The following is a 1,483-nucleotide window of genomic DNA, read 5'->3' as shown; positions in this document are numbered from 1 at the left end:
GATTTACAGTTATTTAAAATTATATTTGGCATAATTTTTGCATTAAAATATGCAAGAAATGAGTATTTTCGTTTTCAAACCTTGCAAATTTTTTCGATATGTTGGCTAAGAAAGTAGTAGATAATGGTCCCAGCTTATTTTATTCGTCTCTGTCGGTTATGCTTAACCAAAAGCACCCTTTGTTTATTTTGGCAGGGCAGGTAAAGTGGTCTATCTTTGAAGAAGCCTTTGCGCCATTGTACTGTTTGGACAACGGCAGACCAGCCAAGCCGATCAGATTAATGGTTGGCCTACTGATCTTGAAACATCTACGTGATGTTTCTGATGAGAATCTGGTAGAACAATGGTCGGAAAACAATTACTACCAATACTTTTGTGGGGAGCTAAACTTTATACCCAAGGTGCCCTGTGAGGCATCTGAACTGGTACATTTCCGCAAGCGGATAGGTGAGGCGGGAATTGAGCTTATCTTTAAAGAAAGTATCCGTATCAACGGAAAAGATGCAGAACAAGCACATGTGAGTATCGATACCACCGTTCAGGAAAAAAACATTACCTACCCAACAGATGCTAAACTACATCGCAAGATTATTGTTAAATGCCAATCCATCAGTAAGAAAAATGGTTTAAAACAGCGTCAAAGCTATACTTTCGTTTTAAAGAAACTGGGTATCGACCAGCGTTTCCGCAATCATCCCAAAAACAAGGGCAAGGCCCGCAAAGCGGATAAGAGCGTAAAAACCATTGCCGGCAGAATGGTTCGGGAGTTGGAGCGAAATTTACCAGAAGGTGCTTATGCAGAGGAAATTGACTTATTTAATAGGGTTTTGGCTCAAAAAAAAGCAGATAAGAATAAAATATATTCACTACACGAGCCTGATGTAAAATGTATTTCTAAAGGTAAGGAACATAAGAAATATGAGTTTGGAAACAAGGTCTCTATTGTTTACACCCAAAATACGGGTGTAATTGTAGGGGCAATGGGCTTCAGGAATGAATACGATGGGCATACCCTGGAAACTGTCCTGGATCAACATGAAAAACTAACCGGTAGGCGAGCGAAAAGTGCTACCGTAGATAGAGGCTACCAGGGTAAAGCTAAAGTAGGGGAAACAGGAATAGCTATACCCAAGCCATTCAACAACAAAAAGTTAAGTAAATACAAGCAAACAAAGCTACGAAACGGCTTTAAGCGAAGAGCAGCAATTGAACCAGTGATCGGCCATTTAAAATCAGATCATCGCTTAGGACGTAATTTTTATAAGGGAATAACTGGAGATAACATCAACATTCTGCTAGCAGCTACCGCTTTCAATTTCAAAAGAATGTATAATAAATACAAAACATCCATGTTTGGCTTTTTATTCAACTGCTTTAAGAGCCTAATATTGATGACCAATAAATTGCTTGCGGTGATAAATAGTTCAAAAATTCAAATTCAAAAAATATTTAATCTAAAATGGGCTTTTTAAGGCTCGACTAA

General features: G+C 38.2%; 1 protein-coding gene. It reads left to right on the top strand.

All coding sequences use genetic code 11. From position 1 onward, the window contains the following. The first annotated feature begins 98 nt into the window (after positions 1-98). Positions 99-1,472 (top strand): IS5 family transposase, encoded by a 1,374-nt coding sequence (locus tag ACFOUY_RS09010; protein WP_378960175.1) that lies wholly within the window; start codon positions 99-101, stop codon positions 1,470-1,472. The last annotated feature ends 11 nt before the right edge of the window (positions 1,473-1,483 follow it).

Origin of the sequence: Pedobacter jamesrossensis (assembly GCF_042650905.1) — a bacterium.
GTDB lineage: Bacteria > Bacteroidota > Bacteroidia > Sphingobacteriales > Sphingobacteriaceae > Pedobacter > Pedobacter jamesrossensis.
Note: the sequence above shows the minus strand (reverse complement) of the source record. Positions and strands in the feature narration are given on the sequence as shown.

Excerpts from the sequence above, each read along its gene's own strand:
- ACFOUY_RS09010 (WP_378960175.1), top strand. The coding sequence starts at position 99 with ATGTTGGCTAAGAAAGTAGTAGATAATGGTCCCAGCTTATTTTATTCG.